Source organism: Escherichia sp. MR, from assembly GCF_005280595.1.
Classification (GTDB): Bacteria; Pseudomonadota; Gammaproteobacteria; order Enterobacterales; family Enterobacteriaceae; genus Escherichia; species Escherichia ruysiae.
The window spans coordinates 14,481-28,810 of record NZ_SZVK01000002.1 but is presented as its reverse complement, the minus strand read 5'-3'; the positions used below and the strand labels follow the sequence as shown (position 1 = coordinate 28,810).

The window sequence follows — 14,330 nt, the reverse complement described above, 5'->3', positions numbered from 1 at the left end:
CCCTTTTCAGGGGCAACGTCGAAATTTTATCATTCAGGAGGGCCGATGAGCCACTTAGACAACGGTTTCCGTTCACTGACACTACAACGTTTTCCGGCGACAGATGACGTTAACCCGCTACAGGCGTGGGAAGCGGCGGATGAATATCTGCTGCAACAGTTGGACGACACAGAAATCTGCGGCCCGGTGTTGATCCTGAATGATGCCTTTGGCGCGTTAAGCTGTGCGCTGGCAGAACATAAGCCGTACAGCATTGGCGACTCGTATATCAGCGAACTGGCAACGCGCGAGAATTTACGTCTCAACGGGATTGATGAGTCGAGTGTGAAGTTTCTCGACAGCACTGCCGACTACCCGCCGCAGCCGGGTGTGGTGCTGATCAAAGTGCCGAAAACGCTGGCATTGCTGGAACAGCAACTGCGTGCGCTGCGCAAAGTGGTCACGTCGGATACGCGTATTATTGCCGGTGCTAAAGCCCGCGATATCCACACTTCCACGCTGGAACTGTTCGAAAAAGTGCTCGGCCCGACCACCACCACGCTGGCATGGAAAAAAGCGCGCCTGATTAATTGTACTTTCAATGAACCGCCGCTGGCCGATGCGCCGCAGACCGTTAGCTGGAAGCTGGAAGGCACTGACTGGACTATCCACAATCACGCGAATGTCTTCTCCCGCACCGGGCTGGATATTGGCGCGCGCTTCTTTATGCAGCATCTGCCGGAGAACCTCGAAGGTGAGATTGTCGATCTCGGCTGTGGTAACGGCGTTATTGGCCTGACATTGCTCGATAAAAACCCGCAGGCGAAAGTGGTGTTTGTCGATGAATCACCGATGGCGGTTGCTTCCAGCCGTTTGAATGTAGAAACCAACATGCCAGAGGCGTTGGATCGCTGCGAGTTTATGATCAACAACGCGCTCTCCGGCGTGGAGCCTTTCCGCTTTAATGCTGTGCTCTGCAACCCGCCGTTTCATCAGCAACATGCGCTGACCGATAACGTCGCCTGGGAGATGTTCCACCACGCCCGCCGCTGCCTGAAAATCAACGGTGAGCTGTATATCGTTGCCAACCGCCATCTGGATTACTTCCATAAACTGAAGAAAATTTTCGGCAACTGCACCACTATTGCTACGAATAATAAATTTGTGGTGCTGAAAGCGGTGAAGCTGGGGCGTCGTCGGTAAGATTGGCAACTACCTGCCGGATGCGGCGCATCCGGCAATGCTGCTCATTTCTGGAATCTCGCTTCCATAAAACAAAAAATCCCTGTCACCGCCCCCTGCATTCTCTTGTTTGGCATTTCTCAACGTTTATTCTTCCGTCATACAGATAAATTCATTCGTTGCCAATCTGTCAACGAATGTTATCATATTGCCAATTTGTCAACGGACATGATGAAGAATGCACCTGATCACTCAAAAAGCACTGAAAGATGCTGCGGAAAAATACCCGCAACACAAAACGGAGCTGGTGGCTTTGGGGAACACGATTGCTAAGGGATATTTCAAAAAACCTGAGTCATTAAAAGCAGTGTTCCCATCTCTGGATAACTTCAAATATCTGGATAAGCATTATGTTTTCAATGTCGGGGGCAATGAATTACGTGTTGTCGCAATGGTCTTTTTTGAATCGCAAAAGTGCTACATACGCGAAGTTATGACGCACAAAGAATACGATTTCTTTACCGCCATTCATCGTACTAAGGGGAAAAAATGATTGCGATTGCCGACATCTTGCAGGCGGGAGAAAAGCTAACTGCTGTGGCACCTTTTCTGGCGGGTATCCAGAACGAAGAACAATACGCCCAGGCGCTGGAACTGGTCGATCATCTGCTGCTTAACGATCCTGAAAATCCCTTGCTGGATCTGGTGTGTGCCAAAATAACCGCGTGGGAAGAATCAGCGCCCGAATTTGCTGAATTTAATGCCATGGCTCAAGCCATGCCAGGTGGTGTTGCTGTGATTCGTACCCTGATGGATCAATACGGTTTAACCCTTTCCGATCTGCCGGAAATTGGTAGCAAGTCGATGGTGTCACGCGTTTTGAACGGGAAGAGGAAATTAACGCTGGAACACGCTAAAAAACTGGCAGCGCGATTCGGTATTTCTCCCGCCTTGTTTATTGATTAATGCAACTGCCGGATGCGGCATGAACGCAGCATCCGGCACGTCAAATAACGATTTAAATCTCCAGTGCAAGCCGTGTTCCCTGGGCAATCGCTCGGCGTGCGTCCAGCTCCATAGCCACGTCGCAGCCGCCAATCAAATGCACGGTTTTCCCGCTATCAATCAGCGGTTGCGCCAGCGCGCGGTTTGGCTCTTGCCCTGCGCAGATCACCACATTGTCCACGGCTAATACCTGCGTTTCGCCGTTGATCACCACATGCAGCCCGTCATCGTCGATCTTCTGATAACTTACGCCTGGGATCATTTTCACGCCTCGCGAGAGCAGGGTGGTGCGATGGATCCAGCCTGTGGTTTTACCCAGCCCCTGACCTGGTTTGCTGGCTTTGCGTTGGAGCATCACAATCTGCCGTGGGCTACGGGGGATCAGCATCCCTTGCGAACTTAAGCCACCAGCCTGTTGTAGGCTGCTGTCGATCCCCCACTCATTACAGAACTCGGCGATATTCTGGCTGGTGGATTCGCCCGGCTGACTTAAATACATCGCCGTGTCAAAGCCAATCCCGCCACAACCGATGATGGCAACTTTGTTGCCCACCGGCGCTTTGTCGCGCAGTACATCGAGATAACTCAATACCTTCGGATGATCGATCCCGTCGATAGGCGGAACGCGCGGCACGATCCCACTGGCGAGGATCGTTTCATCGAACGACTGTAACTGATCCGCCGTCACGGTGTGATTGAGTTTCAGCGTCACGCCTGTTACTTCGATCATCCGCCGGTAGTAACGTAGCGTTTCGTAAAACTCCTCTTTGCCGGGGATCTGTTTGGCGATATTAAACTGACCGCCGATCTCACTGTGCGCATCAAACAACGTTACCTGATGACCACGCGCCGCCGCGTTAATGGCAAACGCCAGCCCCGCCGGACCGGCACCGACCACCGCCAGATTTTTTTTCTGCACGGCAGGAAGGATCGGCATTTTGGTTTCATGGCAGGCGCGAGGATTCACCAGGCACGAGGTGACTTTGCCAACGAAGATCTGATCGAGACAGGCCTGATTGCAGCCAATGCAGGTGTTGATCTCATCGGCTCGCCCTGATTGCGCTTTTGACAGCAGCTCCGCATCAGCAAGAAACGGTCGCGCCATCGATACCATATCGGCATCACCGCGCGAGAGAATGTCGTCGGCAACCTGCGGATCGTTAATCCGGTTGGTGGTCACCAGCGGCAGCGAGACGTGGCCTTTCAGTTGGCGCGTGACCCAGCTAAAGGCACCGCGCGGCACGGGCGTGGCGATGGTCGGAATGCGCGCTTCATGCCAGCCAATGCCGGTGTTGATAATGGTCGCGCCAGCCGCTTCGATGGCCTGCGCCAGTTGTACCGTTTCGGCAAAAGTACCGCCGTCTTCGACCAGGTCTAGCATCGACAGACGGTAGATAATAATGAAGTCGTTGCCGACGCGTTCGCGCACTGCTCGCACCACTTCAACGGCAAACCGCATCCGGTTAGGGTAATCGCCGCCCCACTGGTCGCTACGTTGGTTGGTGCGCAGGGTAAGAAATTCGTTGATCAAATATCCTTCGGAACCCATTACCTCGACGCCATCGTATCCGGCCTCCCGCGCCAGTTGCGCGCAGCGGGCGAAATTGTCGATCAGTTGCAGAATCTCTTCATGGGTGAGTTCATGAGGAACGAAACGGTTGATGGGAGCCTGCAATGCGGAAGGTGCCACCAGATGCGGCTGGTAGCTGTAGCGCCCGGTATGCAAAATTTGTAGGGCAATTTTGCCGCCTTCCTGATGCACCGCTTCAGTAATGGTGCGATGGTGCGGGATCTGGCTGACGTCATTGAGCATTGCGCCGCCTTCCATGCCAACGCCTGTGAAATCTGGTGCAATGCCGCCGCTGACAATCAGCGCCACGCCGTGACGGGCGCGTTCAGCATAAAACGCCGCCAGCCGTTCAGCGCCGTCCGGGTATTCCTCCAGCCCGGTGTGCATTGAGCCCATCAACACGCGGTTTTTTAACGTGGTAAAACCTAAATCCAGCGGGGCGAACAGCGACAGGTAGCTCATAAAATTGTCCAGTATGTAAAATAATTGTTATGTGGTCGGATGAGTTCTAATTTAGCCGTCGCCGGGGAAAAGGGAAAAGGGGAATGCGGGGTTTGTGATGGGATTCAAAAAGAATGCGCCCGGGGGTAATGCCGGATGCGACGCTTGCCGCGTCTTATCCGACCTGGGGGATTGCACATGTAGGGCGGATAAGGCGTTTACGCCGCATCCGCCAGCCGTTGAAAATTACTACTTACGGAAAAAATCGTTATACAACATATACAAATGCGCGGCACTCCAGGAGAAATTTGGTGCGCCTTGCTGCGCGCCAGTGAGCGGGTTGTAATTCTCCTGAATCGGACCATCGGCGGTTAATCCTTTGGCGTGCTGGAAGAACGTATCCGCCAGTTTCAGGGCATCATCGCGATAACCGTAACGCTCCATCCCTTTCAGACCAAACCAGAATTGATCTACCCATACGCGCCCACGCCAGTAGATATCAGCGCCAAAGGCCGGGTTGGTTAACGCTGCCGTTCCCAGCGGTACAAAGGTGTTGAACTCTTTAGGATCGAGCATCACCTTCACCACCGCGTCGGCATTGGCCTGCGTTGCCGCACCGTTAAACAGCGGCGACCAGCCTTCCGGCCCTTTACCGCGCTCGACTATCGGTTTGCCCGCGCAGCCGTTTGCCAGCGGTTTATCTTCAATGCGCACGTCATAGTAGAACTGTGTAGTCGGGTCGAACATACAGGTGTTGATGTAGTCCGCGAGCTGCTGTGCCAACTGACGATAGCGTTTGGCCTCTTCCGGCTTACCGAGGATGGTTGCCATCTCCGCCAGATAATGGTTATCGCTGTACATATAGCTGGCCTGATCCACCGACTCCTGCAATAGCGAGTAGCCCAGCAACGTTCCGTCCTGACTGCGGTTTTCGGCGAATTTCACCGTCCAGTCGCTACGTTTGCCGCCGTTAGCGACATATTTATCCAGCTGTTCTTTGTCGATAAACCCAAAGACGGCGGCGTCATCACGCCCTGATTCCCACGACGCAGCGACCTGTGCCGGAATTTCCAGACTGTCATACTGGCCTTTCTCCACCACGCGGGCGTAGTTGTTCAGGCCAGACTGCGTCTCTTCTTTGTCGCCTTTTTTCACCGTAAACAGCATCTCACCGCTCTCGGTGTTGTGGGCTTTATCGCGGGTCGCGCCATATTCCGGCACGCCGTTGCCGTTATGATCGCGGTTACGTAACCACCAGTCGTGATAGGCCACCAGTTTTGGGTATATCTCTGCCAGCCAGGCTTTATCCTGGGTGACGTTGTACACTTCCATCACCGACCAGGCGGCAAGGCTGGGTTTGGTGTTACGTTCGTTCCAGTTGCCGCCATCACCGCCACGCTCGGGGCTAAGGTTCCACGCAATCAGGTCGGGGACAAAGCCCACATCCTGCGGACGCACGGTGTCGCCAGGCTGGATCTGCCAGGAGAAGACCGCTCGGATATTCTCTTTGGCGATATCCGGATTGAAATGCGCCATCGCAAACGCCTGCTTCCAGGTATCCCACGGCCAGGTCTGATTGCCGGAGAACCAGCGCCCGGTTACCGACGGCGTAACGGTGTTATATTTCACCGCACCGCCAGGCGAGCGCCAGTTACCGTTAAGCGTTTCGATTGCTTTCACCGCGACGCGCGTCTGTTCCGGCGTCGCATCCGGGTTGGTTAACCCTTTCTTCAGATACTCTTCCCAGCGTTGCTGCGAGGCGGTGAGATAAAACGCCGGACGCGCCAGAATATCGCGGATCTGCATCTGCTCTTTGCTAACTTCCTGGGCGGTCAGCAGATGGGAATAGGTGGTATAGAGCGTCGTCGAACCGTTGATATGAGCCTTACTGGTAAAGCGATTGCCGCTGATTTCAGTCTGCACAGGCAGGGATTTATGCACCTGATATTCCGATTCGCCGGAGGTCAGCAGATCCCAGGTGGCGCGCACTTTGCCAAAGGTGACTTTCAGGCCATCACGGGTGGCGCTGATTTTGCGCTGATAGTCAGGGTACTCGCCAGCAATGGTTTTATCGGAAAGCGGTTTCCCTTCTTTTGCTTCCAGTTTTTCCAGTAGTTCGCCATCCCACACCAGATCCAGCGGTTTATCGCTGGTGATTTTGGTTTCCAGTAGTGACGTGCGCGGCGTGGCGAAGCGCAGAGTCATTTCGACCTGCACATCTTTTGCTGTCAGTTTTTGCACCAGCGCGCCGGGGATACTGTATGCCTCCAGCGTGAAGTTGACTTTCTTGCCGTCCTGCCAGACGGTCAGGCGGTCGAAATTGCTGGCCATAAAGTTGATGTACTCTTCCGTCAGCAGCGCAACGCCCGGAAAACCGCCCATGGTGTTCGGGCCGTCTGGCAACAGATGACCATGCCAGGCTCCGAGATCGAAAAACGGATTAAAACGCTGGTGATCGTCGTAATCGTAATCCTTCATGTACTGCGGCGCGCCGGTACGGTTAATCACGTTTTTATAATTGTCGGCGTTAGCGGCATGGGCGGAAAAACTTATCAGCAGAGCGCAGGTTACTGGCGTTAAAATAGTTTTGATTTTCATGAAATTACAGTCCTTATTACCAGTAGAAATATTGCATCAGGAAGATTTGGTCGCTGGGATCGTGAGAGGCATTTTTCATGTAGAAGCGGCTATCAAAAGCCGTTGCGAAACGTCCGCCGCCGTATTCGTACCAGATACCAAACTGCATGAAAGAGGTGGTTTCATCGTCAGCGTGGTCAGGGCGATGTTTGGCGTAGGTGTAAGCGGTGGAGAGATAAACGCCTTTTAACGCTTCATACATGGCGCTCACCATCATCCCGCTTTCACTTCCCGGTACGTCCAGCCCGTCGGCGCGTCCGGTATGGTGCCAGGCGCGAGCGGCAAAGTTAGGGGTAAGCAGGCCCGTGAGATAGAGTTGTCCAGTGCCGTCGGTGATTTCCAGACCGTTCATCCAGGTGATGCCTTCGGCAAGGTCATACTGGATGTAACCGTTCATCATTGCCGGATAGGTGTATTTGTCGTCGTAGCGATCGTATTTGCCAAAATGCAGCCAGGCTTTGCTTTCGTCATGATGTCCGGCAGGTGTGGCGGTGACGCTATAGCGGAAGTTGCCGGTTAAGTTCTGCACCTTCAGCGCGGTCATAATGTCGCGGGTATTGGGAATGACGTAGCCCAGATCGGGGGTGAAGTCGCCCCACCATTGCAGGTCATCCAGCGAGGAATCCTGGCGCAGACTGAGCATGATTTCGGTGCCATCGTTGGTACGATAACCGCCATAAAAACGGTTAATCCCACCTTCAAAACCGCCCCAGCTATGGTCAGGCACCCAGGCATTGCCGTCGTGGTCGGCCTGCACGGTCCAACCTTCGCCGTAAATCAGGCCGAACCAGGAGCCGTACTTCATCTCCAGGCCACCTTCAATATAGGTGCCGTCACTATATTTATGTTTATTCTCACCCTCTAAATCCATATATCCACCAACCCCTAATTCACCATAAAAACGAAATGAAGGAGAAGACGTCGAGGTAATGGCGGGTGTTTTTGTGTCGTCATGTTCTGCCGGACGTGCTTCATCAGCGGCCGCAGAAAAGGCGTAGCAAAACGGCAGAACAAGTAATGCTCTGCATGGTGCAGTAATTAATTTCATTGTGTTAATCCATGAGCTAAAGAAAAAGTACAGCCTTTTATCGTTGTAATTATAAAAATATAAAGGCAGAAACTATTTTCCCTCTCCCCATCCAGAAAGAGGGAAAATGCCTGCTCATTTTTTATTATTCTGCTTAATCAACATTGCTGGCTGGCGTCGCTTCAATATGGCGCTCTTCAGCCGTTAATCCCTTTATATATTTACTGTATTTCCACCACGCAAAGCCGAGGAAGATAACAATACCGCCGACGTTATAAAAAATGATGGTCAGAATATTCGCGCCAGTCGGGAATGTCGAAGCGACAAACCCTACGGCAAATATCGCAATCAGCATTGAAACAACGATAATACCGGTGCGGCGGGAACCCATACGGAAATCGCGTGGCAGGTGATCTAATTTGGCGCGTAAATTCAGGTAAGCCAGCATGATGAATAACGGCGGAAGCATGGATGCTGCGGCAGTCATATTAATAATGGTATTCATCAGATCCTGCACGGTATTGGAACCGAGCATCGGGATAATCATCAGCGGGATGACGATCAGGAACTGGATCCACGCTGCACGCGCCGGAACGCCGTTTTCGTTCAGTTCAACGGTTTTCTTACCAAAGATGCCTTCCGGGATTTCGGAGAAGAAAATTTTCACCGGCGTTGCGGTCCACATCAGCAGGGAACCGAACATCGCAGTAAAGGAAACAAGGCCAACAAAGCGATTCATCAACGCTTCCGGCAGACCAAAATACGCCGCCATGCCGTGGAATACCTGCACCGATCCGCCGGTAAATTTCAACTCTTTGCTGCTGACGAAGACGTTAATCAGCACCGAGGAGACGGAATACAGTACGCCAATGAAAATCCCGGCGAGGATGATCACTTTAACGAACGATTTCGAACCGCCTTTGACGTCGTTAACGTACACCGCGACGGACTCCGCGCCGCCTGCGGCCATAAAGATCCAGGTGGTAACGCCGAGGAACGCCCAGTTGAAGTTCGGGATCATCGCGTCAACGGTGATCGGATCGGCAGGCTGTACGCCGCCAACCAGTGCCGTACCTGCCAGTAAAATGTAGGAGAGCGTTAACAGCAGCATCAGCGTTGAAGTGACGGAGGTGATTGGCCCCAGCATTTTCGCCCCGTTGGTAGAAACCCAGGTGGAGAAGGCGAACAGCACCATACTGATAATGGTGGTGGCAACTGGCGTCATAATATATTCGTAGCCGAGGAAGGCATATGAAGCGTAAGCAATAACGCGCGGCAACAGCGAGGTGAAAAAGAACAGGTTTACGAACCAGTAGGTATAGGCAGTAATAAATGCCCAACGTCCGCCCAGCGAGCTTTTTACCCACGCGTAGACACCGGCTTCCGAGTTTTTATTTAACGAGACAAATTCTGCGATGATCAGACAGAAGGGAATAAAATAAAAAATCGTTGCGAGGAAAAACATCGGTGCCGAGGCCAGTCCAAGCTCAATATTATTATTGATAACGTTGTTAAAGCTGTAAACGGCGGCAAAAGTCAGCGAGAGCAAGCCGAATTTGCCGATTGTATTACGTTTGGTATCAGACATAACACATCTCCGAAAATGAGTAGGGTAGCGGTGGCGGCAAACTCCTTTTGCCGCCGTAGTTGTTATTTGTTATGGAAATAACCATCTTCGATGGTGACTTTGAGAACCACTTTTTTGACCGCGTTATTGCAGATAAACCGATACGCTTCATGGATATCGCAAATAACGATTTGCCCTTCGTGAACCTCGACGGTTTCTCCGCAGCCTTTTAAATATTCACGGTCAGTTTCATCGCGATAATATTCCACTACCTGTAATGTCTCTTTCGGCGCATATTCAATCTTTTGCTGCCCTTGCAGGTAGTAATGCACTTCAAAATAACGACGATGCCCGGTAAATAACGCATCGGTCGCGGAGTCATTTTCCACACGGTAGGTCAATGAGTCACCGATGGAGTGGGCGACGCCGGGCTGAATGTTGTCGATATTTTCAATCGCTTCAACGCAGCGTTGCCACTTCTTGCCAGAGGCGTAAATCTGGCGGAACTGTTCTAAGTTATCGATGATCCTCATTGCTTATTCTCGCTGTGCAAATTCGTGGAAAAGAACCCTGCGCCGAACTCATACGACGCCAGGCTTTGCGCGGTAGCTTCTCCGCCAGAAACCGGCAGCAACGTAAAGCCGTAGCTGAAGTCACGGAACCAGACGCGCCAGGAGTCCAGCACCTCGCTGCCCCAGGAGTTGGAGCCGAGACCGAGCAGCTGGTGGTCAAGATTCAGGGTGATATCATCACTGCGCTGAAGTTCGTTGCAGTGTTGGGCTGCGTGGATGTTTTCCTGGGTGTAGTGCCAGGCGCTGAAGTTAATTGGGCGCTGCGGAACCACCAGCAGACCGTTGCCGTGGCGGTTAGTCAGTGCCGCCCAGCGGACATGCTGACGGTTGCCGTTGTTCTGCGGGAAGGGATAGTTCTCGAACATGGCATCGACGTTACTGCGCCAGATATCAATGATGTTAGCCTGCTGGCTGTCGGCGTAGTTTTCGCCCGGTCCACGACCGTAATACGCCACCTGGTCGTATTCGCCGTTAATCCCCATGGTGAAACCGATGCACGGAATGATGTGCGGATAGTCACCGTAACGCTCGCCGGAAAGCGCCACGTTAACCTGTCCATCGGCAGCGATACGCCAGATGTAGGTGCAGCGCATCCCGAAGTCAAACACCGGCGGGGCAATAACCGTTCGGCTGATGATCAACACTTCGCCATCACTTTGCTCAACGGCAAAGTCGCGCAGATGTTCCTGCATGATCTGCAAATGATTCGGCTGCCACAGCCCTTCGTACTCCTGCTTGTGGTTGTCGATCATCGGCTTGAAGAAGTTGATCTTTGGCTCGCGGGTCAGCAGCGACTCGCCATTCACCTGCCAGGATGTCGGTTTGCCACTCATTTTTGAGAAGGTGATCGCGAAGTTGTAGCCGCGAACTGTGCAACTCAAACGATCGTCTTCCAGCGTCAGCGGACGAGCATTATTCGGCGCGAAAGGCACCGGCTGCGCGGTGTTTTCCTTCAGCGGGAACTGATAAGTGGCGATAGTGTGTCCGGCTTCGCTGTAGCGGGTGCGGGAATCCTTGGTCACCGTAATGTTGAGGAACGCTTCGCGGGCGTCCAGTTGTGGCAGCGTAATGTGCAATGGCGCTTCGCTGTTTGGTGCAACGTCGCGCAGCTTAATCTGCTGCGTTGCGAGAGTTTCACCTTCGGCGCGCACCTCTGCGTGCAGGATGTAGTCATCAAGCGTGGTAAACCACAGTTTATTTTCGACTTTTAGCTCGCCGCGAGTCAGATCCAGCGCGTGGATTTTTACCGGCGCAATAACCTGTTTGTACTCTTTCAGACCTGGTCCCGGCGTCTGATCGGAGTAGATCAAACCATCAAGACAGAAGTTATAGTTGTTGGGATAGTCGCCGTAGTCGCCGCCGAATTTATACCAGACATTGCCGTTGTCATCCTGCGCCTGGATCCCGTGGTCGCACCATTCCCAGACATAATGTCCCTGAATGCAATCGTGCTTATAGAAGACGTTCTGGTACTCCGTCAGCCCGCCCGGTCCGTTCCCCATCGCATGAGCGTATTCGCAGATGATACGCGGCTTCGGATGCGGATATTCACCAAACTCATTCATCAGCGGCACGCGGGTGTACATGGTGGAAATAATATCGACCACTTCAGCATCGCGGTCTTCTTCGTAGTGCACCAGACGCGTGTCATCGAGCGCCTTCGCCGCGTGGTACATCGCGCGGATATTACAGCCATAGCCGGACTCGTTGCCCAGCGACCAGATGATGATCGATGGATGGTTTTTCTGCGCGTGAATATGGCGAACGATGCGCTCGACGTAGACCTTTTCCCACTGCGGATCGTCAGTAATGCGGCTGATATCGCCGACGTTAGCAAAGCCGTGCGATTCGACGTCGGTTTCCGCCATCACAAACAGGCCATAGATATCACACAGTTCGTAGAAACGCGGATCGTTCGGGTAGTGAGCGGTACGCACGGAGTTGATGTTGTGCTGCTTCATCAACTGGAGATCTTTCTCGACGCGATCCATCCCAACGGCGCGGCCTTTGCGATGATCGTTATCGTGACGGTTGACGCCGTGCAGCATCACATAACGGTTATTGATCCAGAACAGACCGTCGCGCACTTTGATATCACGGAAGCCGACGCGTTGCGGCACCACTTCCAGAATATTGCCGTCGGCGTCTTTCAGCGTCATGACCAGATGGTAAAGATAAGGAGATTCTGCCGACCATTGCTGCGGCTGTTCGACAGTAAAAGCAAAGCTGGCGCTGGTCAGTTTTTCAATTGCCAGATGAGGAATGGCGCTGCTGTGCACCACGCGTTCGCCGTCGAACAGGGTATATTCCAGCGTCGTTACGACAGGGGAGGCGGCGAGGTTTTCCAGCACCACTTCGCAGGAGAGCGTGGCATCGCAATAGGCTTCGTCAAAGTCGGTGCGCACGGTGAAATCGTTAATATGCGTTAGTTGTTTACCGATCAGATAAACATCGCGGAAGATCCCCGCCGACCACCACATATCCTGGTCTTCCACGTAGGTGGAGTCCGCCCACTGCATGACGCGCACACACAACAGGTTATCGCCGGTTTTAACCATCGCGCTGATGTCAAACTCTGCGGTCAGGCGACTGCCCTTGCTGAAACCCACATACTGACCGTTAACGTAGACTTCAAAATAGGTTTCGACGCCGTCAAATTTAATCAGCGTCTGCTTGCCCTGCCAGCCGTCGCTGAGGGTGAAAATACGTTGATAGGCACCGGTTGGGTTATCGCTGGGGACAAAAGGCACATCGATGGGGAACGGAAAACCTTCGTCGGTATATTGCAGTTTGCCGTGGCCTTCCATTTGCCACATGGCGGGGACGGTAATGTCTCCCCAGTCAGCCATTAACTCGGAAGTGAAGGCTTCTGGCACTTGCAGCGGATGATCAAAGAAATGGAAATTCCACTGACCGCTTAAGGGCAGAAACAGGCTGCTGGTTTCGCGGGCAAAGGTGCGTGCCTGCGCAACAGAATCATATGAAAAAAAGTACGCACGCGGCGCAAGTCGGTTTTCGTGGGTGAGTTGAATGTTTTCCCAGCGATTCATAGGGCCTCCCGGTAGAGAGAAATCGGAACCATTCATGGTGATGGTAGTTTGTGTAATTGCTGGGGAGTTTAGTAAAATTTTTACTAAAAAGTAGCAGGTAAATGCATTTACTTTAACTGGATCACGAAAATAAACGGCAGCACTGCCCGGCAAAAACGATTGCCGGACAGTGTGTAAGGAGATTTAGCGGGTCGTGCCGCGCAGTTTTAATTTGCTGGGAACGAAGACTAACAGCGGCAGCGCGCGACCATCGCGAGCCTTTTCATACAACAGGTTAACGCCCTGACCTCCCATCATCTCGGAATGGATGCGCACGGTGGAGAGCGGCGGAAAGGTAAATCGCGCGGTGGGGATGTCGTTCACGCTGATAAGCGAAATATCCTGTGGGATGTTCAGGCCTCGTTCATGAATTGCCCGCAGTACGCCGATAGCAATGGAATCAGAAGCGACAAACAGTGCCTTCGGATAGTCTTCCCGCGCCAGCATCTGTTTTGCCAGTTCATAGCCCGACGAACTGGAAAAACCGCCGCGCCAGATATCCTCTTCGCGTACCACTTGTTTCAGTCGGCCATATTCCACAAAGGCGACTTCACGAATATCCGCCTTGCCAGGCAAGTCTTCACCGCCAATAAAACCAATACGATTAACGCCCTGATCGATATAGAAGTCGATGATTTCTTTACTGATGCGTGCCAGATCGATATCCACAGCATCGTAACCGCTGCCGGGTTCGTGAAAGTCGATAAAACAGATATTGTCGGTCAATGCGCTGGCGGCGGCGCGCAGTGCGGGCGTGGGTTTGCCGACAATCAAAATGCCGGTGACGTTTTTAATGTCCGGTAAGCCGTTGTGCTCATAACAGTTGGTCAGTTCGATCGCCAGCTTTTCGCACTGGGTTTCAATGCCGTGGCGGATCGCCAGATAATAAGGATCGTTGATCTCCAGCTCCTGTTGGTAGCTGTAGATAGCCAGAATATGGTGTTGGTTGACTGCGCCTGTCTGTAGTTTACGGGCGCTACTGGTCTTGTACTCCAGCTTTTCGGCGATCTCGAGAATGCGATGTTTCGTCTCTTCTTTCACATTCAACGTCGGATCGTCATTTAAGACCCTGGATACTGTCGCCAGGGATACGCCAGCTTCGATTGCGATGTCTTTTAGTGTTGCCATGTTTACCTTTTTTACTTTCCCTGATGTGCGTCTCCATTGTAGAGGAAGTGCTTATCGGGTCACCTGTTTTCAGTAAATAAAGCGCGTTTCTTTGACGCTGTAACGGTAACACAGCGGCTTACGAATGTGATCA

Annotated in this window: 10 protein-coding genes; 3 read left to right on the top strand and 7 right to left on the bottom strand. The window is 52.7% G+C overall.

Features of this window, described 5'->3' with window-relative positions; translation table 11 throughout:
* Positions 1 to 45: 45 nt before the first annotated feature.
* From rlmG to higA, 3 genes are all read left to right on the top strand, one after another.
* The gene (gene rlmG, locus FC814_RS01195; RefSeq protein WP_137325401.1) at positions 46 to 1,182 is read left to right on the top strand and encodes a 23S rRNA (guanine(1835)-N(2))-methyltransferase RlmG; all 1,137 of its coding nucleotides are present in this window, start codon (positions 46 to 48) and stop codon (positions 1,180 to 1,182) included.
* Positions 1,183 to 1,399: 217 nt separating this feature from the next.
* Positions 1,400 to 1,714: a type II toxin-antitoxin system toxin HigB gene (gene higB / locus FC814_RS01190; RefSeq protein ID WP_000550188.1), complete on the top strand. Its 315-nt coding sequence runs from the start codon at positions 1,400 to 1,402 to the stop codon at positions 1,712 to 1,714.
* Positions 1,711 to 2,127, top strand: a complete 417-nt coding sequence (gene higA, locus FC814_RS01185; protein WP_000560254.1) for a type II toxin-antitoxin system antitoxin HigA — start codon at positions 1,711 to 1,713, stop codon at positions 2,125 to 2,127. The genes higB and higA overlap by 4 nt, the downstream gene beginning before the upstream one ends.
* Positions 2,128 to 2,179: 52 nt before the next feature.
* Here higA and fadH read toward each other — a convergent pair whose 3' ends face one another.
* The 7 genes from fadH to ebgR form a co-directional block, all read right to left on the bottom strand.
* On the bottom strand, positions 2,180 to 4,198 hold the full coding sequence (fadH, locus tag FC814_RS01180; RefSeq protein WP_137325400.1) for an NADPH-dependent 2,4-dienoyl-CoA reductase: 2,019 nt from the start codon (positions 4,196 to 4,198) through the stop codon (positions 2,180 to 2,182).
* A 228-nt stretch (positions 4,199 to 4,426) separates the two neighbouring features.
* Positions 4,427 to 6,775 carry an alpha-glucosidase gene (ygjK, locus tag FC814_RS01175; protein WP_137325399.1) on the bottom strand — a complete coding sequence of 783 codons (2,349 nt, stop codon included), beginning with the start codon at positions 6,773 to 6,775 and terminating at the stop codon, positions 4,427 to 4,429.
* A gap of 16 nt (positions 6,776 to 6,791) precedes the next feature.
* Positions 6,792 to 7,862, bottom strand: coding sequence for a protein YgjJ (gene ygjJ, locus FC814_RS01170; RefSeq protein ID WP_137325398.1), 1,071 nt, complete (start codon positions 7,860 to 7,862; stop codon positions 6,792 to 6,794).
* Positions 7,863 to 7,995: 133 nt separating this feature from the next.
* Positions 7,996 to 9,429: an amino acid permease gene (locus tag FC814_RS01165; RefSeq protein ID WP_001285446.1), complete on the bottom strand. Its 1,434-nt coding sequence runs from the start codon at positions 9,427 to 9,429 to the stop codon at positions 7,996 to 7,998.
* Positions 9,430 to 9,491: 62 nt separating this feature from the next.
* Positions 9,492 to 9,941: a beta-galactosidase subunit beta gene (locus FC814_RS01160; RefSeq protein WP_001219943.1), complete on the bottom strand. Its 450-nt coding sequence runs from the start codon at positions 9,939 to 9,941 to the stop codon at positions 9,492 to 9,494.
* On the bottom strand, positions 9,938 to 13,030 hold the full coding sequence (gene ebgA, locus FC814_RS01155) for a beta-galactosidase subunit alpha (RefSeq protein WP_137325397.1): 3,093 nt from the start codon (positions 13,028 to 13,030) through the stop codon (positions 9,938 to 9,940). The genes FC814_RS01160 and ebgA overlap by 4 nt, the downstream gene beginning before the upstream one ends.
* A gap of 183 nt (positions 13,031 to 13,213) precedes the next feature.
* Positions 13,214 to 14,197 carry a transcriptional regulator EbgR gene (gene ebgR, locus FC814_RS01150; RefSeq protein WP_137325396.1) on the bottom strand — a complete coding sequence of 328 codons (984 nt, stop codon included), beginning with the start codon at positions 14,195 to 14,197 and terminating at the stop codon, positions 13,214 to 13,216.
* Between the last annotated feature and the right edge of the window lie 133 nt (positions 14,198 to 14,330).